This window comes from Ignavibacteriota bacterium (assembly GCA_016708125.1).
In the GTDB taxonomy this organism is placed as follows: Bacteria; Bacteroidota; Ignavibacteria; order Ignavibacteriales; family Melioribacteraceae.
In genome coordinates this window covers 3,014,277-3,034,021 of sequence record JADJGF010000001.1, presented here as the reverse complement: position 1 = coordinate 3,034,021, position 19,745 = coordinate 3,014,277, and the positions used below count along the sequence as shown (strand labels likewise).

Sequence of the window (19,745 nt, the reverse complement as noted above, 5' to 3'; positions counted from 1 at the left end):
CAAAAATTTACTCCCTTTTTACTCACCTGACATTTCCTTTAAAATGGAAAACCCTCATAAGATATTGTCTTATAAGGGTTTACGTTGTGGGAACTATAGGATTTGAACCTATGACCCCCTGCTTGTAAGGCAGGTGCTCTGAACCAGCTGAGCTAAGTTCCCGTTCAAAATTTGAGATGTAAATTTAGCTTAATACTAAGAATGATGCAAATTTTATTTTTATATTTTGAGCGAGCGACGGGATTCGAACCCGCGGCATTCAGCTTGGGAAGCTGACACTCTACCAACTGAGTTACACTCGCAATACTATTTTTCTTTGTAAAAAAAATAACCATATTCGCGAAAAATTCAAAACTGCATTTATTTAAATAACGTAAAAATAATTAATGCAATAATTGGCGGGAAAAAACCGGCAGCAATAAACCATTTACCTCTTCCATTGATTCCATTTTTTCCTTTTAGAATAAATAATCCCGTAACATTTATAAAAATTAAAGCAATTGCAAAAATATCAGAAAACCATTTCCACTCTTTCAAACTATTTCGGTGGAGAACATTTACTTCATAGAATAAAAATCTTTTGGTTACTGCTTCGTAAAAACCAAGCATTCTTGAAAAATCAATATGGAATGATGCATCTTCATAATAAATTTTTACTTGGTCAGAAGTTGGTGAATCATAAAGTTTATATTTACTATGATTAACAAGTCTGCTAAGTTCAACAATATTATTATTAGAAATATTTTCAAATTTATATTCCGCTGGAATTTTTAAAGTATCTTTTTGTATTATAAAATCCTGATTCCAATCATCAACGTGATTTAAAGCCAATCCGGATAATGAATAAACAATTACTAATGCCGAGAAAAAATATCCTAAATCTCTATGTAGGTCGTTATTGAGTTTTCTAATTTTTTGTTTGTTCAATTTTCTTTACTTACAATTTTTGTTTCGATTTTTTTTGCAAATTCGTTTGTAATTTCAATAACCCATTTCTGTATGTTTTCATCAGGCAAAATTGCGTCCGGTTTGTAGATTATTCTTTCGCTAGAATTTTTTATTTTTTTAATTCCATCTCCAATAATTTTTATTTGGAACATTTCATCATGTGCTACTAAAACTGGAATTACAATTGCATTATCTTTTTTTTCTAAAATTTGATTAATTGCAGCAGTTGTTGAATCAGGATCATAATGTGCAACATGTCCGCACCAGCCGTAAGAAAAATCTTCTATTCCGATATTTACTTTTACACTTTCTCCGACTTTTGTGAGAAGTTCACTCCATTCTTTATTGTAAGTTTTATCACCGTATGCAATTAAAACCAATCCTTCATTGGAAACATTTTTACTTAGTGCAATAACTCTTCTTACAACATTTTTTTGAAGTATATCAGTAAAATCTAACAATGGTGTAATGTGTACTTTTGCCTTTGGTGTATATCTTTCTATCTTTTCAATTTTCAATAACTCAATTGAGTGCTTATCTTTTTTTCTGCCTATTATTGTTGGAATATCATCAAAAGAATGTGAGCTTACAGTAAGAAAAATAGGGACTAAAATTATATCTGTGTAATTTTCTTTATCAAACTCTTTTAATCTTGTAGCAATTGATGGTTCATTATATTCCATAAAAGCAGTTTTAATTTCTATAATATTTTTATTTTTTAGAATTTCACTTTTTACACTTTCTTCCAAATCAATTAGTGCTTTTCGCCAAGTTGATGAATGCGAGCCGTGATTGACAAGAAGCACGCCTATTTTTTTTGTGTTAATTTGTTTTGCTTTAGTAATCTCAATTAACATAAAAGAAAGAATTATTAAAGTGAGTATTACAGATTTATAAAATGTATTCATGATTTCCTTTCTAAATATTGATTTAATAATTAGTTCAGATATTTCCAATCAATTGAAAATGTACCCGAGTTTCCTTCATCATCATAGTAATTATTTATTTCCAATGCGGTATATTTTCCATCTATGGTTTTTACAACATAAACATAATCTTTCGGAGTTAATAAATGTCCCTCACCGTAACTGTACCAGCCAAGTGTTACATAATTTTGGTTTTTATCAGATTGAAATTCTGAATCTGAAATAATCGAAATATTTTCAATGGAAGTGTTTTCTATTTTTTTAACTTTTACATTATTGCCAAGCCAGATTGAACTTCCGGCAATTTTTAAATGATATGAGTCAGTTGAGTTTACATTTCCATTTTCAAACGAAAAATATTTTGCTTCAGAATATGCATTTTCAGATTTAAATGAATCAATTGGTGTTGAAGAAAAATCCAAACTGATGCTTGCATTATACTTATAACTAAAATGAATGCTTGAAATTTGATGAGTAATAAAATCATAATTGTAATTTTTAATTTCTAATAAAGCAAAATTTCCGGCACATGTTTTAATAATGTAAATTTCATTTTTAACTTCATTATTTGAATCATACCAATTCTTACCAATATAAGCTTCTCCAAGAATATCATCTTTCGCAAATTCTGATTCTGCCGGAATGGAATTAATATCACTAAGTGAAACTGCATCAATAATTGCAATTGATGAATTTGGTCCGCATAAAATTACCGGATCGTTAGGCATTGTAAAATATTGACAAGGTGCTGATTCAACAGTTAATGGAACTGTTCCGAAAGCAATATCATAATTTATTGTTTCATTTGTTTCCGCTGAATTTGTGCTGAATGTAAAAAAATGCTTACCATTTGTTTTCACATTATGCGATTTAAACTTCTGTATTTCTGCAATATTTTCATTTTTCGGATCAGTTGAATTTTCATTGCATGCAAAAAGAAACATTGCAAGAATTATTATGTATAGTATTTTTTTCATTTTATGATATCCATATTAATTTGTAAAAATTTTGTAGTGAGTAAAATCCGGAAGATTATAATTTTCAATAATTGCATTTTCCAGAATTGATTTAAATTCAATATAATCTGAATTTTTAACGGTAAGAACAACCGGTTCAATTTTAATTCGAAAGGGTTTTTCTAGTTTTGTTTTTTCATCCGAACAATCATACTGATACAAAATTGAAATTATATGCTGCATAGATTTAAAGCTAATATGCATCTGAACCCCATTATAATAAAGGTTAAACGAATTACAACTTTCACATTTGGTTAAATAGCATATTTTATTTTTCAATACTTCCTCGTTTGTTTTGTTGAGTTTATTTGTAATTAAATTTTATTCCAATATGCCATTCGCGCCCGGGCATTGGCCCCCAAGTTTTATTTACATAATCATTCAGATTTCTCAAACCGAGATGAGCATCAAGTATTTCTGTAATTTTATAATTTAAATTTGTGTGGAATAACCAATAAGAAGGTATGCTTTCTTTTATACCGATTTGAGCAATTTCATCAAAATCTGATAAATAAAACTGCTCACCAAAAAATTGCCCTCTTATATTGAATGATAAAGATTCAATAAAATTTAAGTTGATGGAAAAATTTAATTTGTGATTTGATTTGAATGGAAGTGATTCATTTGTCTGAAAATCTTTAGAATCAAAATATCCATATCCAAATTTGAAATTCATAAAATCTAATGGAAAATATTCTATCTCAAAATCTCCGCCCCAAGTATTTACTTTTTCCAAATTTGCAGTTTTGTATAATCCGTAATTATCAACAATTCCTAAATATTCGTAATCAATTAAATTTGAAATTTTGTTATAATTTAAATGAATTCTAAAATGGTAATTATTATCATTCCAATATTCAAAATCCGTTTGAATAGATAATGATTTTTCCGGCTGCAGATTTGGGTTCCCGGAGATATGATAACCGACCGTTAAATTTACATACTCAATAAATAATTCTTTAAATGAAGGTGAACGAAAACCTTCCGAATAAGAAAATCTTATTCGCGATGTATTTGATGGCTTTAACATTATTGTGGCTTTTGGTGTAAATTGACTTCCATAAACTGAATGCGCATCTAAACGAATTCCACCAAGAAAAGTCGACCAATCATTTAATGTAATTTCATCTTGAAGAAAAATATTATTTAAAGTATTATTTTGATTTTTTCCAATTACTCTATCAGATTTAATTTCTTCATACTCAAAAGAATATCCGCTATTTATCAAATTACTGCCCACAGAAAAATCAAATAACAAATCTCCGCGCATAAGTTTTTCATCTGAAATATCACCTTCTTTAATAAATCCGCTGCTAATTACTTTTTGATCATATTTATGATTATATGCCGAATATTCAATTCCGGATTTAATATTTAGTGAATTAAAAAATTTCTTAGTCGCAAACTCAAGTCTTCCGGCAAAATGATTATTCTCAATTTTGTCTTCAAAAATTTGACTGCTTTGTGAATTGTGATTTTCTGTAAAAAATAATGTTCTAAAATTCACTTCAGAACTTTTGCTTAAATTTCTGTTGATATTAAATTGACCATGATATTTTTGATATGCCGTTCCGTCTTCAGATGGCGTTAAATCATTTAGATCATATCCATCATATTTTCTGTAACTGAGATTTAAACTTGGTTTCCAATTTTGAATTGGAGCGTTAATATTAATATTTCCGTCAAGTCTTCCGTAACTTCCGGTGATTAAATCAGAATTAACAGAAAAATTATTATCAATTTTATTTGTGATAATATTTATAACTCCGCCCATTGCTTCACTTCCATATAATGCAGAAGCGGCTCCTTTTACAATTTCAATTCTTTCAACTTGGTTAATGGGAACTGCGGAAATATCAAGCTCCCCGTTTACTCTGCCGATCATTTTAATTCCATCAACTAAAATCTGTACATGCTGGCTGCTAAATCCTTGAATTTCAACAGTGTTCACTCCGGTTCCAAATTGATTTTCATGAATCACGATTCCGTTAATTTCCGAAAGTGCTTGCTTTATATCACTCGCTCCGGAATTTTGAATTTGTTCTTTATTTATAACTCTTGTGGAAACCGGTGTGTCTTTTAAAAATCTTTCGGTTCTTGTTCCGGTTACAACAATTTGATCTAAATTTAGAAGAGATGGTTTTAAATAAATTTCGACTGGTTTCTCAGAATTTATTTCAATAACTTCCGTGAAGTATCCGATGTAAGATGCTTTTAGTTTTCGGGATTTTATATCAACATTACATGAAAATGAAAAATTTCCATTTTCATCGCTCAAGCTTCCAAAATTAGTTTCTTCCAAATAAATATTTGCGCCAACTAAAGGAAGATTTGTTTTTGAATCAAAAATTTTTCCTTTAATAATTGATTGCGGTAATACAACTATTGACGGAATAAAAAATATTAAAGTAACAAAAATTAGTTTATGTGAATTTAGAAATCTATTTGAAATTACCACTTAAATTTATTTATCCTTATTAAGATTTAATCTTAACTGTAAATAAAAGATAAGCGGAACTTTTTATCAATACTTGGGATTAAGTAATTTTAGATACTAAATTTTTAGTATGTGAATTTTATTTGAAGGTAACTATTCCATTTCTAATTGAGGCAACAATTAATTCCGGAGTGCTTTTTACATTCATTTTTTTCATGATATTTCTACGGTGCGTTAAAACTGTATTTTCGCTGATAAAAAAAGTTTGGGAAATTTCTTTATTTTTTTTCCCAAGAACAATGTGCTCTAAAATTTCTTTTTCTCTTTCACTTAACAATTCGTCAATCATTTCACTTTTCTGTTCGTTCAGTTCCTTATCAAAATTATTCATTACATATTCATAAATTTTTTTGCTGTAATATTTTTCTCCATTGTGAATTTTTTTTGCGGCAAAAATTAATTCTTCCTTAGTTGTATTTTTAAGTAAATATCCTTCCAATTTATATTTAAGCAATTCACTAATATGTTTTCTATCATTATAATCAACAAGAACAAGAATTTTTAGATTAGGAAAATCTTCCTTTATTTTTTCAATTAACAGACAAGTTTCATCTTTAGTTTTTTCAACTTCGCAGATTAGTAAATGCGGTTTATACTTTATAATTTCATTATGAATTTCTTCAGGTTCAACTCCATATACTTCAAAATCATTCAATCGTTGAAGAATACAAGTTATTGCAAAATTCATTAAGAAATATTTATTTGCGATAAGGATTTTTATTCTTTCCAATACAAAGTCTTTATTTAGATTTGATCTAAATTACTAAAAAAAACGAATCTAAACAAAACATTGCAGAAGTTATTTACAAAGAATTGATCAACTAAATTGAAATTTTGATTTACATTTTTCTTTATTATTTAGCAAATGAGTCGGGATAAGTAGCAAAATTAATGCTTGGTTCATTTGTGTTGTGAATCCAAGTATCAAATTTTCTTTCATCTTCATAAAGAACTATTACTCTTCCGCCTTTATCAAAATCTCCGTATGAATTTTTTCCGGTTTTACAACCGTAAGCAAGAGCAATATTATTAAGTGTTCCGATGTAATTATTATTATGATCGTGCCCAACGAACATTCCCATAACATCTCCGCATTCTAAAAAAGCATTATACATTCCAGAATTAATTTTTGGCGAACAAACTTCTTCGTCTCTATCACCAATTGTAGTTGGAAATTTTTTAATTAAATCATATTCGGGAAGCGGAATGTGGAAAAATGCCAAAGCAGGCAATGGTTTCATATCATTGTTAGTTGTGAAATTTTTAGAAATATTTCTATACCATTGAATTTGATCAAACTTTATCCAATCATAATTACCAAGTTCTTCATTATCTTTTTCATACGTATATGCATTTGAATCAATAAAATAGAGTATGGTTTTTAGGTTATCAGAATCCGAAGATTTTACTTGAAGCACATAATTTCCAACTCCAGAAATATTTTCTGGTCCAGCTTCTGAGAAATTATAAGGAAGCGTTACCAGATAATCCATAATTTCTTTATTTGAACTTCCTTGTTCATAATCGTGATTTCCAAAAACAACAGCCCATGGTATTTCCAATTTTCTCATTGGCTCGGTTACTATTTCCCAAGCTTTTTCAACCGGTTTTGATGTAACAATATCACCGGTTAAAACAACTAAATTTGGATTTTCTTTTTTTATTATATCCGTCATCATATTTATTACACTATCTGTTTCAGATTGGTTTTGAATATCCAAATGAATATCTGTGAATTGTAATATTTTAAATTTACCGTCTTCATTAAATTTAAGATTTTTCATAGGTTGTGCATTATTTTGTGTAAATGTAAATTGAAGTAAAATTAGAATAAATAAATATATTTTTGTAGAAATTAATATTATTTGTTTCTTAATATTCATACCTTCTCCATAGAAAACTTTTTTATTTTTGTACTGATTTTAACATATGAATAATAACATTTTTTCTAACTATAAAATTCTTTGAAGTTTTTTAGATATTGTTATTGCAAAAACTAACTTGGGAAATATATCATTTGCATTAATTAAAATTATTACTCATAAAATTTATTGCAAAAAAATAGGAAATTTCAAATTTGATTTTTATTTGAAGTACTCAAAGATTCAAAAAAATATTAATTTGTGATATAGATATTATCTTTTCCAAATCAAACATTATTTCAATTAAATTTTTATGTATAAATTTTAAATAAATTTTAATTATCAATTTATTTTGATAATTAAATATCAAAATGTTAATTTTCGATCAAAATTTTTCGTTATTAAATTATACTTTAGTTTATCTTGGTAAAAAACAAATCTGCATTTTTTTCGTTTGGAATAATTTTAAGTCTTGTAATAATTAGTTTATTTCTTTTCGATACTTTTCTATTATTTCCATTAAAATTATTTATAATAATTTTTCATGAAATTAGCCATGTTTTAGCTGGAATAATTTCCGGCGGGAAAATTAATTATTTAACATTTGATTTAAACTTAGCCGGCAAAACTTCAATTGAAGGCGGAAATTCAATTATTATTGCTTCAGCCGGTTATTTAGGAAGCTTAATTTTCGGCTCTTTGTTATTTTTATCTTCATTTTCAATTCGCTTTAAAAAATGGTATTTAAGCATTTTGGCTCTTGTCGTTTTTATTGTAACAGTAAATTTAGTTAAGGGTGAATTACAAATATTTCTTGGATTAATTGCTTCACTAATACTGTTTTTAATTCCAAGATATTTGCCTGAAAAAATCTCAAAATTATTTCTTCAATATTTTGGATTGGTAAGCTGCTTATATATTATTTCCGATATTAAAGAAGATTTACTTACGCAAACAATTCGCGAAACAGACACTCAAATTTTAGAATATTTAACCGGAATTTCTTCAAATGTTTGGGGATTTATTTGGTTTATAATTTCAATTATTGTGATGTTATTTCTTCTAAAATTTACTTTTAAAAATTCTAAAAATTAATTTTGCGGCTGTGTGTCTTTTACAAAATGCAAACTAAATAATCCTAAAATAAAAAATATTCCAACCGAAAGAATTGCAAATCTTTGATTTCCGGAACTATAACTAACTAATCCAAAAACTAACGGACCAATAACCGCGCTGCTTTTTCCAAACAAAGAATAAAATCCAAAAAATTCAGTTTTCTTACTTTCCGGAGTTAATTTTGACATAAGACTTCGGCTTGTTGATTGAGTTGCGCCCATTACACTTCCGGCTAAAAGTCCAACAAAATAAAAACTTTTAATCATAATTTGTTGATCAGAAATATTAAAATATTTAGATAAAATTTGAACTATAAAACTTTCGCTGCTGCTTGTGAAATAAGCAAGCACAATTGTAAAAATCCAAATGAATAATGAAATTATTATGGATTTTTTTTGTCCGATCGAATCAGAGATAATTCCAAATAATATTGATCCAAAAATTGCAGTGGTTTGAACAATTATAAAAAAAATAATTAATTCAATCATTGTAAAATTTAAAGTTGTTGAAGCATAATTTCCCGCAAAAAATATAACTGTATTTACTCCTTCTATATAAAGGAAAAATGATAAAAGAAATAATGCCAAATTTTTATAATCTTTAAGATGCTTAATTGTATTCCAAACTCTGCTAACACCAATATTTATAAATGAAATGCTGCTTTCAACTTTTTTTCTTGAATCATTTAAAAACAAAAATAATGGAATAGAAAAAATAAAAAAGAATAATGCCGCCAGTGGAAAAGTTTCTTTAATTTTTCCCGATTCAATAAATGGATAAGACAATGCTAAAATAATTAATGAACCTAAATAACCCATAGCAAAACCATATCCACTGACTCTTCCATAAGTTTTTCTTGATGTAATTTCCGGAAGAAATGAATCGTAAAAAACTAATGCTGCTTCAAAACCAATGTTTGAAAGAATAAATAAAATTAAAGCTAATAAAATATCACCTTCGTGAGTAAAATAAAGAAGTGATGTTGGAATGATACAAAGCAGTGTGAAGAACAATAAAAATCTTTTTTTGCCGGCTGAATAATCTGCAATTGCACCAAGAATTGGTGAAATAATTCCTGTAAGAACCATTGAAATGCTAATTCCTAAACTCCAAAATAAATCACCGATTGGTAATTTTTGTGCAATGACATCTTTGAAGTAAACAGCAAAAATAAAAGTTACTACAACGATCGAATATGATGTATTTGCAAAATCGTATAAAGTCCAAACAAAAATTTTAAATTTATTAGAATTTAAATTTAATTTAGGATTGTTTTGGAAGGGAGTTTTCAATAAGTCCTCTGCCCACTTTTTTTAAATTTCCTCCAGTTTTAATATCGGCAAGAATTGCATCCAAAATGCCGTTAATAAATTTTCCGCTTTTCGCAGTGCTATATTCTTTAGCAATTTCGATAATTTCATTTATTGTAACTTTTGGAGGAATATCTTCAATATATAAAATTTCACCTACGCCAATTTTTAACAATATTAAATCAACAACTGCAATTCTAGAAACATCCCAATTTACAAGTCGTTTTTCAATTTTACTTTCAATTAATTTTCGATTTGCAATAATTGAGTTAATAAGTTTTGAACAAAACTCTTTATCTTCACTTGATGTAATTTCTGTAAGCTGATCATTCATTATATCTGATAAACCAGCCGCTTCCATTTCATAAGCATATAAAACTTGTAAAACTTTTTCTCTTAATTTTCTTCTTTTAGATTTCATAATTTTGATTACTCATTTTCTAACTTGCGGAATATATTTTTTTAATTCCCCCAATTTGTTTTAATCTTTCTTCAGCAATTTGATTTGATGCTAAATGTGTAGGAATATTCTGTTCCTTAGAAATTTTAATTACCTTACTCAAAACATCGTAAATTCCATCTGCTTGTTTTAATGCACGATCTTGTCTGTAACCTTTTAGTTCATTTGCAACGTTTATTAATCCCCCGGCATTTATTACATAATCCGGTGCATATAAAATTCCTTTTTCCTTTAACATTTGTCCATGCTTATTTTCATCTTCCAATTGATTATTTGCAGAACCAGCAATTATCTCACATTTTAATTTTGAAATTGTTTTGTCATTAATTATTGCACCTAAAGCACAAGGCGAAAAAATATCACAATCTAAATCATAAATTTTTTCCGGAGAAACAACTTCAGCATCTACGGAATCTAAAACTGTTTTAACTTTAGATTCTAAAATATCGGATATAATTATTTTTGCACCTTCATTAAATAAATGTTCACACAAATAACGAGCAACTCTTCCGGCGCCTTGAATTACGATTTTTTTACCATTTAAAGAATCATTTCCCCATTTTGCATTTGCACATGCTTTCATTCCCATATAAACTCCGTAAGCAGAAACGGGAGCGGGATCGCCGGAGCCTCCCAACGCTTTAGAAATTCCGGTAACAAAAGATGTTTCCATTAAAACGTATTCCATATCATTAACTGTTGTTCCAACATCTTCCGCTGTAATATATCTTCCGGATAATCCTTCAATAAATTTTCCGAAAGTTCTAAATAATCTTTCTGATTTTTGTGTTTCCGGATTTCCGATAATTACAGCATTTCCGCCGCCAAAATTTAATCCAGAAACCGAAGCTTTATATGTCATTCCTCTTGATAATCTTAAAACATCATTTAATGCTTCATCAAAACTTGCATAATCCCACATTCGTGTTCCGCCGATTGCAGGTCCCAAAGTTGTATCATGAATTGCAATTATCGCTTTTAATCTGGAATCCTTATCTGAACAAAAAATTACTTGTTCATGCCCAAATTTTTCCATAACATCAAAATTTTTCATTGTATCTCCATTTAAAAATCAAATTGCAAAAAACCAAAACATTACCAAACTTACACAGTCACGAAATCTGTAATAAAATGATTTTTGCATATTTAATTTATAATTTGAACTTATTACTTCTGCATTTAGATTATAAAAATCCGCCATTTCTTCAATTCGCTTAAGATGAAATTGGTCCGAAATAATTAAAAATTTTTCAGCTTTGTTTTTCTCAAGAATTTCATTTTTTATAAATCTAATTTGCTCATTTGTTGTTGAGGTTTTCTCCTCAATAAATATTTTTGTTTTAGGAATTTTATGAATAGTATTTAAATAATTAAAAGCAGTTTTAGCTTCACTTAATTCTCCGGGCGCATTTCCTCCCGTAAGCTGAAGTCTTTCAACAATTCCTTTTTTGTAAAGTTCGGCACCTTTTTCAATTCTGCCGGAAAATATTGGACTTGGTCTATTTTTACTCCAAACTGCTGCACCTAAAATTATTCCGTAATCAAATTTAGTTTGGTTTTTTGTTAAACTAAATTCACTTGTAAAAAATGTACAAATAAATGAAACTGCTAAAAATAAAATTATTGTAAATCCAACTGCAACGCTTGAGAAGAAATATGATAATAACGGATAGCCTAAATATGTAAACCAAATTAAAAATAAAACGAACAAAAAGAATGCTTGATTAAATACAAAAAATATTGCGGGAATTATTTTCTTTAAAGGATATCCAAGTAAATATTCGTCTGCAAATTTGAAATCAACAAAATTAAAAATTATAATTACAAAAATCGGTAGTAAGTATAAAATAGAAAATGTAATAAGCATTCTTGATTTTACAACGGTAAAACTATCTTTTTGTTTTAAAAGTAAGAATGCGCCAATTATAAAAATAATTAATAAAAAAATACTTATAAAATTTCCGGTTTTGCTGATACTAAACTCAACAAGTGAAAGATTATTTTGATAATACTTCACAAAAAAAAGCAGAAAAGTATTAATTACTGCGATGAACGAAACTATTAAAATATTTTTTATTTGATAAGACATTAATTACAATTTAGGAATAATTTTAATAAAAATTTCGTCTTTTTCATTTACTGAAACTTTTGAATTTATTTTGAAAATAGATTTGATATTTTTTTCGGTTAATACTTGTTTTGGTGAGGAATCAAATTCAATTTTTCCATTATTCATCAACAAGACTCTTTTGCTAAAAAAACTTGCCAAATTTAACTCGTGAGAAATTAACATAATTGTTAAATTAAATTCATCATTCAATTTTTGTAATATATTAAAAATAGCCACTTGATGTTTAATATCTAAATGAGCATTTGGTTCATCAAGCAAAATTATTTTTGGTTCTTGAACCAAAGCTCTTGCAATTAAAGCTCTTTGAGCCTCACCGCCGGAAACTTCATTTATACCTTTATGTTTTAGATGATCAATTTCTAATATTTGTAAAACGTTTGCAATTTTTTCTTTATCCGTATCATTCTCAATTCCAAAAATATTTTGAAACGGAGTTCTTCCCATCATAACAATTTCATAAATAGAATATTGGAAAAACATTTTATTTATTTGGGGCACAAATGAAACAATTTTTGCAAATTCTTTTCTTTTATAAGAATTATAATTTTTTCCTTCTAAAAAAATTTTACCGTTATTTGGTTCAATAAGATTTGCAATTAATTTTAGAAGTGTAGATTTTCCAGAACCGTTTGGACCCATAACTGTTATAAATTCGCCGGCATTAACAACTAAATTTAAATCGGAAATTAAAAATGAGGATTGGAGAGAATTTGTCTCGTATCGAAAATCAATATTTAAAAGTTCAAGAAAGTTCATAATTCTAAAAATATAATTGCAAAGATATGAATTTTAAATGTAGGTTTTTACAATTTTATAAAATTGCACTCAAAAAAATGAGTGCAATTAATTTTATTGAAGTGCAAAAACAATTGGAATTGTTATTCTTACATAAACTGGTTTTCCTCTTTGCTTTCCCGGCGTAAATTTAACAGATTTAAGAGCTTCTATTGCAGCTTCATCACAACCAGCTCCAACTGCTTTTAATACAATTATATCGATTGGATTTCCAATTTTATCAATTGTTGCTTGCAGAATTACTTTTCCACCTATTCCGGCTTTCTGAGCAATTTCCGGATAAATAATTTTACTTTGCAAGGATTGTAATCCGCCAATTATTTCCGGCATTTCTTCAACCCAAATAAATGGCGGTTGTTCATCTATTTTTTCAATTTCTTCTCTGTAATTTTTTGCATCAGAAACATTGGCGGTATGAATTAAATCAGTATTTTCAATTTCAATATCAATTAATTCCTCATCTTCCGGAATTTCGATGGGAATTATTGGTATTTGCGGAAGAGGCGGTGTTTTAATTCCATTTGTTATTAATACATCCTCAACTGTAATAAATTCATTTTCAATTTTTTGAATATGCGTTTGCGATTTTACTTCAGGAAAAAACCTAAATGCAAAAATTACTAACAAGATTGAAAGAATCATTCCAACTTCAAAAATTCGCTGATGTTTTAATTTTAAATCTACTTTTGGATTTTTGGTTAGCATGGTGTTATCTCCTTGCGAAAGTGATAACGTTTAAACATAAATTTTTAAGATTTGTTTCAGATAGCAAAAAAAAAAGCGTCTAAAAAGACGCTTTTAAATTTTTCAAAAAACTAAATTAGTTTAATTTGAAAAGAATTGGAATTGAAACCTGAACTCTAACAGGTTTTCCTCTTTGTTTTCCGGGTTTAAATTTAGTTTTCATTACGGCTTCAACAGCAGCCTCATCACAACCGGCACCAATGCCTTTAATTACTTCAGCTTTTTGTACTGTTCCGCCTTCATCAACAAATGCTTTGATATAAACTCTGCCTTGAACACCAGCTCTTTTTGCAATTTCCGGATAAACAATTTTTTCTTGAATACCTTGAATTCCACCAATTGGTTCTGGCATATCTTCTACTGCAACAAAAAACTCAACAGCAACTTCCTCTTCCTCTTCTTTAACTGGCGGAGGCGGAGCTGCAACATCTTCATTAATATCAATTTCCGTATCTTCAATTTCGATATCTTCTAATTCATCATCAGATGGAGCTTCAATCGGAATAGGCGGTTTTGGTGGTGGAGGCGGAGCAGTTTCTTGCTTAGTAATATCAACATCTTCAACTTCAACCAATTCTTGTGGTGCCTCTATTGCTAAAGCATCACCCTCAATTTTTGGGAAGTACTTAAAAGATAAAATTAAAAGTAAAAGAGCAATTATTACACTAATTTCAAATACTCTTTTGTATTTTAATTTTAGATCAACTTTTGGATTTTTCGTTAATGCCACTGCTTTCCTCCTCGTAAGAAAAGAATGTATTTATTTGAGTTCTAACTTAAAAAAACATTCAATTATTGTCAAACGATAACGCAAATATTAAACAAAATTTTTACTGATTTGTTTCAATTTGCATGTTTTTATTACGAATAATATTTATAAAAATTCTAATAACTAAAATTCCAATTAAAGTTCCCGATAAATCTGCAATCCAATCAAAAAATTCTGCGGATCTATTTGGTACAAAAATTTGATGAATTTCATCAAGAACGCCATAAGTAATACAAATTATAAAAGTGTAACTTAGGTAAAATTTAGAAAGACCTTGCCATTTTTCTTGAAAATGAAGATTCAATCCTAACAAAACTGCTAAAATTAAATATGCGCCTAAATGTTTTAGTTTATCCGAAATTTCAAAAACATCTACATAAGTTGTTGAGGGTAGCGTAGTTCCAATAAACAAAATAATCCAATACAAGATTAGAGGAATAACCAAAACCTTTAATCTATTTTCTTTTAAATATTTATACAAATGATTTTCTCAAGAATTTTATTGTTGAAGGAATGTAATTAATTAATTTTGCCGGTGTAATTCCAAATTCTGATTCTTCATCGGCAATTAAATCTGCTGCTAAACCATGAATATATACTGCCGAAATTACCGAACTTTCTATTTTTTTTGTTTGTGCAATAAATGAAGTTATAATTCCGCCTAAAACATCTCCGCTGCCAAATTTTGCTAAACCTGCATTTCCGGTTGTATTTATAAAAACTTCACCTTTTTTATTGAACAACAAAGTTGGACTTCCTTTTAAAACCAAAAATGAATGAGTTTCTTGTACAAATTTTCTGCCATATTTTAGCAAATTATTTGTCAAATCCTTAAATTCAATTCCTAATAAATCTGCAAATTCTTTATGGTGCGGAGTAAATGCTGAATCTGATAAATTTAATTTTTTATATTTTCCCTTTCCTAAACTAAAAATTGCATCTGCATCAATTACAATTTTTTTAGAAGAATTATTTTTCAGAAATTCAAAAACAGCATTTTGAGTTTCTTCATTTCTTCCCAATCCGGGACCAATTAAAATCGAATCAGACGAATCAATTTTAGATTGAATTTCTTCCAAATTTCTAAATTGTAAAATTTCGGAATTTTCATCTTTGTAATTCAGCACAATCGCAGAGTTCATTTGTGATTGAACTAAATTCTGAATTGATTTTGGAAATGCCAAATATCCGGCGCCGCTTCCGGAAATCATTGCAGAATTGATTGCAAAAACTCCAGCTCCGGGCATTTCTCCTGAGCCGGCAATCACCAAAACTTTTCCGGCAGAATATTTATTTAAATTTGTTTGCTTTACCGGAATTCCGGAAAAAGCATCTTCCGGTTCAATTAAATATTCGTTTACTTCTAATTTATCAAAATAATTTTCGCCAATTCCAATTGAACCCTTTACAATTTTACCGGAATTTAACTTACCTTTTTCGTAAAAAAGTCCGGTTTTTAATTCAGCCAAAGTTACAGTTAAATCTGCTTTGAAAATTACATTTCCGTTTGCATTTTCAAGATTCAATCCGGTTGGAATATCTATAGCAATTTTTATAGAATTTACTTTATTTAATTCTTCAACAATTTCTTTAATTGGAGATTTTAATTCACCTTGCGAACCGGTACCGAGAATTGCATCAACTATAAAATCAGAATTTTTTACAAAATTTAAATCGGATAATTTTTTATAAAATTTAATTTTAAGATTTTTATAATCTTTTGAAATACTTTCTAAAATCTCAAAATTGATTTTTGCATCGCCGGAAATTTCATTTTTATTTGGAATTACAAAAACATTAACAATAAAATTCTCAACAGCTAACTTTCTTGCTAATGCAAATCCATCGCCGCCGTTATTACCTTTTCCGCAAACAATTGAAAATATTTGATTTTTAGAATTGTTCGGATATTCATTAAATATTTCTGTTTTTATACTTTCCGCAGCATTTTCCATAAGCAATAAACTTGGAATTGAATATTTTTCAATCGCAAATTTATCTGCAAATCTAATTTGTGAAACATTAAAAAGTGGAATCATTTTTTTACAAATTCCTATTCAATAAAAATTATATCTTCGCCAATTTCCAAAATTTCCAATTTATGATTTTCACTTGGTTTTAATGAAATTTTTCTATGCGATTTTGTATCAAAAATATCTTCGCCTTCTTCAACAACAATTAATTTTATTGTTTCATACTTAGAAACATCGCTTAACATATCTTCATGATCAAAAAAATAAATTTCCGTAAATTCATCAAATTTTTCATAATACGCACCTTCAGAAACAGAACTAAAATCGTAAATAATTTCATCATCAATAACGGCTTTTAAAATATCGCAAACAAACGGAAGCAAAACTCTTGTACCGTAAAAAAGTCCGTTAACTTTTTTTTCTAAAACTTGATCAATTGTTCTCATTTATACTCCAAAATAAAAAAGTAACCAAACTAAAGCGAAAACCGGCAATAAAACCGGAATTGAATATTTAATAATATATGCAAAAAAACTTGGCATTTTAATTCCGCTTCTTTCACAAATAGATTTTACCATAAAATTTGGTCCGTTTCCGATATACGACATTGCACCAAAAAATACAGCGCCCACAGAAATTGCCGATAAATAAATTGGATAATCAATAGAAAGCTGATGAACTTGTTCAATATTATTTACATCCAAACCAAATTTGCCCATTGCTGCGCTAAGAAAATTTAAAAAAGTTGGTGCATTATCTAAGAATGCAGATAAACTTCCGGTTGCCCAATAAAATATTCCAGGAACTAATTGATCACCTAAAACATTTGCTTCATGTGCAATTAATTGCAGTGCCGGAATCATTGTTGCAAAAATTCCAATAAATAAAAATGCAACTTCCTTAATTGGTTCAAAATCAAATTCATTTGCTTTTAAAATTTCTTCATCGGCATTTTTATATGCAAGATAAACTATTGAAAACATAATTATTTCTCTAATTCCAAAAGGAAGCGGAGATAAACTTGGAACCCAAGGAATTATTGCCGGATCGATAAAAACTGAGAGAAGAATTATTATTAAAAATCCAACATTTTTTAATCCTTTGAATTCAATTTTTCCGGAATATTCATTACTATCATTTTCGGCAATGTTTTTTGAATCAATTATGTAGAAAATTATTAAAATTAGAAGAAGTGCTATAATCCAAATATACCAAATGTGACCGAAAAACCAGAAAAAATTAACACCGCGTAAAAATCCTAAGAATAAAGGCGGATCACCAATTGGAGTTAAAGCTCCACCAACATTACTTACAGTAAAAATGAAAAATATAAATTGGTAAGGTTTAATTCTTGTTTTATTAAGTTTTATAAATGGTCTGATTAAAAGCATCGATGCGCCGGTAGTTCCGATAATATTTGCAATTACAGCACCGAAAAATAAAATTCCGGTATTTAGTAGTGGTGTGGATTTTTTATCAATCTTAATTAAAATTCCGCCGGATGCTACAAATAATGAAGCGAGCAAAGCAATAAAAGCTAAATATTCTGTTAAAGTGTGAAATAAACTGTGTGTATCACCAAGAACTAATGCATAATAAACTACAGTTATCAATCCTAAAAATATTGAAACTTTTGGATAATGATGTTCCCAGAAATGATGATAAAATAATGGTCCAGTTGCAATCATAAGTAACAAAACAATAAAAGGAATTACCATAAAAGTTTCCGGTAATGTGTGAGCGCCTTCCGATGCAAATAAATAACTTGGAGTTTGAAGTAAAATCAAAAACAATAGTGAAAGTTTAGTTTTCATAATATTTGAAAGTTTATTTTAGAATTAGGGTGTATTCCTATAAATCATTCTTGGAAATGGAATTGTTTCCCGCAAATGCTCAATTCCGCAAATCCAAGTTACTGTTCTTTCCAAACCTAAACCAAATCCCGCATGAGGAACCGAGCCGAATCTTCGTAAATCCAAATACCATTCAAAATAATGTTGTGGTAATTTATGTTCATTTATTCTTTGTAACATCAAATCTAAATTATCTTCTCTTTGACTTCCACCGATAATTTCTCCGTAACCTTCCGGAGCTAAAACATCAACAGCCAATGCTACTTTAGGATTTTCCGGATCGCGTTTCATATAAAAAGCTTTAATTTCTGCGGGATATCTATGAACCATAACCGGTTTATCAAATTGTTCGGAAATTACAGTTTCATCAGTTGCACCTAAATCATTTCCCCATTCAAATTCATGCCCTTTCGATCGTAAAATTTCCACGGCTTCCGTATATGAAACTCTTGGAAAAGGTCTTACAACTTTTTCCAATTTAGTTGTATCTCTTTCCAAAATTTCTAATTCCGATCTGCAATCTTTCAAAACTGTTTGAACAATATATTCCAAAAATTCTTCCGCTAAATCCATATCATCATCAAGATTATAAAAAGCCATTTCCGGTTCAACCATCCAAAACTCTGTTAAATGTCTCCTTGTTTTGGATTTTTCAGCTCTAAAAGTTGGACCAAAAGAATAAACTTTTCCCAAAGCCATTGCGCCAGCTTCAGCGTATAATTGTCCCGATTGTGTTAAATACGCTTTCCCCAAATCAAAATATTCCATTTCAAAAAGTGTGGAAGTTCCTTCCGAAGCATTTGGTGTAATTATCGGAGGATCAAATAGTGTGAAATCTCTCTCATCAAAAAAATCTCTGATTGCTTTTACAATTCTGTGTCTAACTTTTAAAATTGCAGCTTGTCTTTTTGAGCGAATCCACAAATGTCTTTTATCTATTAAAAATTCAATTCCGTGATCTTTAGGTGTAATTGGATAATCAACAGAATCTCCAATTAATTTTAAATCTGTAACATCAAGCTCAAATCCGCCGACTGCACGCGGTTCAGATTTCACAATTCCGGTAATTTCAAAACTGCTTTCTTGAGTAATAGAATCAGCCAATTGAAAAACTTCTTCGGAAACATTTCCCTTAAAAACTATACATTGTAAATATCCGCTGCCATCTCTTAAAATTAAAAATTTTACTTTTCCGCTTGATCTTTTATTAAACAGCCAGCCTTTTAATGTTACGGAATTTCCAATGTGATTTGCTAAATTTTTAATGTAAACGTGTGAGATCATTTTTAATCCGAATTGTTAAACGATTTTATTATGGTTGTTAAAATACCACTTTTCGTAAAAG

The 19,745-nt window shown here is 28.7% G+C and carries 20 protein-coding genes and 2 tRNA genes; 1 reads left to right on the top strand and 21 read right to left on the bottom strand.

From position 1 onward, the window contains the following. Nucleotides 1-87: 87 nt before the first annotated feature. The 9 genes from IPH62_13210 to IPH62_13170 form a co-directional block, all read right to left on the bottom strand. Nucleotides 88-162, bottom strand: a tRNA-Val gene (locus tag IPH62_13210). Between the two features lie 67 nt (nucleotides 163-229). Further along, nucleotides 230-302: transfer RNA gene (locus IPH62_13205), tRNA-Gly, on the bottom strand. 58 nt (nucleotides 303-360) lie between these two features. Next, complete coding sequence (locus tag IPH62_13200) at nucleotides 361-912, bottom strand: PepSY-associated TM helix domain-containing protein (protein ID MBK7106233.1); 552 nt, start codon at nucleotides 910-912, stop codon at nucleotides 361-363. An 11-nt stretch (nucleotides 913-923) separates the two neighbouring features. After that, nucleotides 924-1,856, bottom strand: coding sequence for a cobalamin biosynthesis protein CbiX (locus IPH62_13195; protein MBK7106232.1), 933 nt, complete (start codon nucleotides 1,854-1,856; stop codon nucleotides 924-926). A gap of 29 nt (nucleotides 1,857-1,885) precedes the next feature. Further along, nucleotides 1,886-2,851 carry an HmuY family protein gene (locus IPH62_13190; GenBank protein ID MBK7106231.1) on the bottom strand — a complete coding sequence of 322 codons (966 nt, stop codon included), beginning with the start codon at nucleotides 2,849-2,851 and terminating at the stop codon, nucleotides 1,886-1,888. Between the two features lie 15 nt (nucleotides 2,852-2,866). Next, nucleotides 2,867-3,094: a hypothetical protein gene (locus IPH62_13185; protein ID MBK7106230.1), complete on the bottom strand. Its 228-nt coding sequence runs from the start codon at nucleotides 3,092-3,094 to the stop codon at nucleotides 2,867-2,869. Between the two features lie 100 nt (nucleotides 3,095-3,194). Continuing rightward, nucleotides 3,195-5,348 (bottom strand): TonB-dependent receptor, encoded by a 2,154-nt coding sequence (locus tag IPH62_13180; protein MBK7106229.1) that lies wholly within the window; start codon nucleotides 5,346-5,348, stop codon nucleotides 3,195-3,197. 118 nt (nucleotides 5,349-5,466) lie between these two features. Continuing rightward, complete coding sequence (locus tag IPH62_13175; protein ID MBK7106228.1) at nucleotides 5,467-6,075, bottom strand: response regulator transcription factor; 609 nt, start codon at nucleotides 6,073-6,075, stop codon at nucleotides 5,467-5,469. Nucleotides 6,076-6,241: 166 nt separating this feature from the next. Next, on the bottom strand, nucleotides 6,242-7,270 hold the full coding sequence (locus IPH62_13170) for a metallophosphoesterase family protein (GenBank protein MBK7106227.1): 1,029 nt from the start codon (nucleotides 7,268-7,270) through the stop codon (nucleotides 6,242-6,244). A gap of 402 nt (nucleotides 7,271-7,672) precedes the next feature. On the opposite strand from IPH62_13170, the gene IPH62_13165 reads away from it, so the two are divergent. Then, nucleotides 7,673-8,344, top strand: a complete 672-nt coding sequence (locus IPH62_13165; protein MBK7106226.1) for a M50 family metallopeptidase — start codon at nucleotides 7,673-7,675, stop codon at nucleotides 8,342-8,344. Here IPH62_13165 and IPH62_13160 read toward each other — a convergent pair. The 12 genes from IPH62_13160 to asnS all read right to left on the bottom strand — a co-directional run bounded on the left by IPH62_13160 (nucleotide 8,341) and on the right by asnS (nucleotide 19,684). After that, nucleotides 8,341-9,657 carry an MFS transporter gene (locus IPH62_13160; protein ID MBK7106225.1) on the bottom strand — a complete coding sequence of 439 codons (1,317 nt, stop codon included), beginning with the start codon at nucleotides 9,655-9,657 and terminating at the stop codon, nucleotides 8,341-8,343. The genes IPH62_13165 and IPH62_13160 overlap by 4 nt on opposite strands. Next, nucleotides 9,629-10,096, bottom strand: coding sequence for a transcription antitermination factor NusB (nusB, locus tag IPH62_13155; protein ID MBK7106224.1), 468 nt, complete (start codon nucleotides 10,094-10,096; stop codon nucleotides 9,629-9,631). The genes IPH62_13160 and nusB overlap by 29 nt, the downstream gene beginning before the upstream one ends. A 19-nt stretch (nucleotides 10,097-10,115) precedes the next feature. Then, nucleotides 10,116-11,189 (bottom strand): Glu/Leu/Phe/Val dehydrogenase, encoded by a 1,074-nt coding sequence (locus tag IPH62_13150; GenBank protein ID MBK7106223.1) that lies wholly within the window; start codon nucleotides 11,187-11,189, stop codon nucleotides 10,116-10,118. Between the two features lie 18 nt (nucleotides 11,190-11,207). Beyond that, nucleotides 11,208-12,224: a YdcF family protein gene (locus IPH62_13145; protein ID MBK7106222.1), complete on the bottom strand. Its 1,017-nt coding sequence runs from the start codon at nucleotides 12,222-12,224 to the stop codon at nucleotides 11,208-11,210. A 3-nt stretch (nucleotides 12,225-12,227) separates the two neighbouring features. Beyond that, nucleotides 12,228-13,022, bottom strand: coding sequence for an ABC transporter ATP-binding protein (locus IPH62_13140; protein ID MBK7106221.1), 795 nt, complete (start codon nucleotides 13,020-13,022; stop codon nucleotides 12,228-12,230). A gap of 93 nt (nucleotides 13,023-13,115) precedes the next feature. Further along, nucleotides 13,116-13,766 (bottom strand): energy transducer TonB, encoded by a 651-nt coding sequence (locus IPH62_13135; protein ID MBK7106220.1) that lies wholly within the window; start codon nucleotides 13,764-13,766, stop codon nucleotides 13,116-13,118. Nucleotides 13,767-13,881: 115 nt separating this feature from the next. Beyond that, nucleotides 13,882-14,535, bottom strand: coding sequence for an energy transducer TonB (locus IPH62_13130; GenBank protein ID MBK7106219.1), 654 nt, complete (start codon nucleotides 14,533-14,535; stop codon nucleotides 13,882-13,884). Nucleotides 14,536-14,635: 100 nt separating this feature from the next. Beyond that, entirely contained in the window at nucleotides 14,636-15,055 is a 420-nt protein-coding gene (gene vanZ, locus IPH62_13125; GenBank protein MBK7106218.1) for a VanZ family protein, read from the bottom strand. Continuing rightward, on the bottom strand, nucleotides 15,048-16,613 hold the full coding sequence (locus IPH62_13120) for an NAD(P)H-hydrate dehydratase (GenBank protein MBK7106217.1): 1,566 nt from the start codon (nucleotides 16,611-16,613) through the stop codon (nucleotides 15,048-15,050). The genes vanZ and IPH62_13120 overlap by 8 nt, the downstream gene beginning before the upstream one ends. Before the next feature lie 14 nt (nucleotides 16,614-16,627). Beyond that, a complete protein-coding gene (locus IPH62_13115; GenBank protein ID MBK7106216.1) occupies nucleotides 16,628-16,993 on the bottom strand; it encodes a hypothetical protein in 366 nt (121 codons plus the stop codon). Continuing rightward, entirely contained in the window at nucleotides 16,994-18,361 is a 1,368-nt protein-coding gene (locus tag IPH62_13110; protein MBK7106215.1) for a sodium:proton antiporter, read from the bottom strand. A 24-nt stretch (nucleotides 18,362-18,385) separates the two neighbouring features. Further along, nucleotides 18,386-19,684 (bottom strand): asparagine--tRNA ligase, encoded by a 1,299-nt coding sequence (gene asnS, locus IPH62_13105; protein MBK7106214.1) that lies wholly within the window; start codon nucleotides 19,682-19,684, stop codon nucleotides 18,386-18,388. Nucleotides 19,685-19,745: the final 61 nt, after the last annotated feature.

Bases quoted from the DNA above. Each gene is read 5' to 3' on its own strand.
- IPH62_13195 (MBK7106232.1), bottom strand. From the start codon at position 1,856: ATGAATACATTTTATAAATCTGTAATACTCACTTTAATAATTCTTTCT.
- IPH62_13190 (MBK7106231.1), bottom strand. From the start codon at position 2,851: ATGAAAAAAATACTATACATAATAATTCTTGCAATGTTTCTTTTTGCA.
- IPH62_13185 (MBK7106230.1), bottom strand. From the start codon at position 3,094: ATGCATATTAGCTTTAAATCTATGCAGCATATAATTTCAATTTTGTAT.
- IPH62_13175 (MBK7106228.1), bottom strand. From the start codon at position 6,075: ATGAATTTTGCAATAACTTGTATTCTTCAACGATTGAATGATTTTGAA.
- IPH62_13170 (MBK7106227.1), bottom strand. From the start codon at position 7,270: ATGAATATTAAGAAACAAATAATATTAATTTCTACAAAAATATATTTA.
- nusB (MBK7106224.1), bottom strand. From the start codon at position 10,096: ATGAAATCTAAAAGAAGAAAATTAAGAGAAAAAGTTTTACAAGTTTTA.
- IPH62_13150 (MBK7106223.1), bottom strand. From the start codon at position 11,189: ATGAAAAATTTTGATGTTATGGAAAAATTTGGGCATGAACAAGTAATT.
- IPH62_13145 (MBK7106222.1), bottom strand. From the start codon at position 12,224: ATGTCTTATCAAATAAAAAATATTTTAATAGTTTCGTTCATCGCAGTA.
- IPH62_13140 (MBK7106221.1), bottom strand. From the start codon at position 13,022: ATGAACTTTCTTGAACTTTTAAATATTGATTTTCGATACGAGACAAAT.
- IPH62_13135 (MBK7106220.1), bottom strand. From the start codon at position 13,766: ATGCTAACCAAAAATCCAAAAGTAGATTTAAAATTAAAACATCAGCGA.
- IPH62_13120 (MBK7106217.1), bottom strand. From the start codon at position 16,613: ATGATTCCACTTTTTAATGTTTCACAAATTAGATTTGCAGATAAATTT.
- IPH62_13115 (MBK7106216.1), bottom strand. From the start codon at position 16,993: ATGAGAACAATTGATCAAGTTTTAGAAAAAAAAGTTAACGGACTTTTT.
- IPH62_13110 (MBK7106215.1), bottom strand. From the start codon at position 18,361: ATGAAAACTAAACTTTCACTATTGTTTTTGATTTTACTTCAAACTCCA.
- asnS (MBK7106214.1), bottom strand. From the start codon at position 19,684: ATGATCTCACACGTTTACATTAAAAATTTAGCAAATCACATTGGAAAT.